Raw genomic sequence first — 1,059 nt, forward strand, 5'->3', positions numbered from 1 at the left:
CTGGACCTGTCACGGTTTGATGCCGCTCCTTTGATAGCATTTACTGCAACAAAGGAGACTGACTATGGGACTGAAACGGACGGACGAATCCCGGCAAGATGCGGTGCGGATTGCGCTGACCAGTGGACTGACGCGTAAGCAGGTGGCTGATGATCTCGGTGTCGTCATGTCGACGCTGAACAAGTGGATCACGGCGTATCGAGACACTGATGTCGTGTCGAAAGAGGATTTGAGCCTCGCCCAAGAGAATGACCGACTTCGGCGCGAGAACCGTATCCTCAAGGAGGAGCGGGACATCCTAAAAAAAGCAACGCAGTTCTTCGCGAGCCAAAAGCCGTGAGGTTTCGGTTCGTCGAAGAACACCGGGATGTGTTTCCGGCAGCGCGCCTGTGTCAGGTTATGGATGTCAGTATGCGCGGTTTGCGTGCGTTCCGCAGTCGTCCAGCCAGCCGCAGGCAGCGATCTGATATGGTGACGTTGGCGCACATCAAAGAACAATCCCATCTCAGCCTGGGCAGCTATGGCAGGCCACGAATGACCGAAGAGCTGAAGAGCTGAAAGAGATCGGTCTGCAAATCGGCCATCGACGTGTTGGCCGTTTGATGCGTCAGAACGGCATATCTGTGGTGAGAACGCGGAAACATAAAGTCACAACGGACAGCAATCACAAGTTCAATATTGCGCCAAACCTGCTGGATCGCGACTTTGTGGCTGAGCACCCGAACCAGAAATGGGCTGGTGGCATTAGTTACGTTTGGACCCGCGAGGGCTGGTTGTATTTGGCCGTGATCCTGGACCTGCATTCCAGACGGGTCATCGGCTGGGCAGTGAGTAATCGGATGAAGCGCGATCTGGCGATCCGGGCGTTGAACATGGCCATCGCCTTCAGGGCACCGCTTAAGGGCTGCATCCACCACACGGACAGGGGAAGCCAATATTGTTCCCATGATTATCAAAAGATCCTGCGCGAACATGGCTTCAGGACCTCGATGAGTGGCAAAGGAAATTGCTATGACAACGCCGCTGTCGAGACGTTCTTCAAAACGATCAAAGCTGAGC

At 54.7% G+C, this 1,059-nt stretch carries 1 pseudogene; it reads left to right on the forward strand.

Features of this window, described 5'->3' with window-relative positions:
• Positions 1–64 precede the first annotated feature (64 nt).
• Positions 65–1,059, forward strand: a pseudogene (locus LRK71_RS20435) (IS3 family transposase); the annotation flags it as partial.

The sequence above is a fragment of the Pseudophaeobacter flagellatus genome, from assembly GCF_021228235.1.
GTDB classification, from domain to species: Bacteria; Pseudomonadota; Alphaproteobacteria; order Rhodobacterales; family Rhodobacteraceae; genus Pseudophaeobacter; species Pseudophaeobacter flagellatus.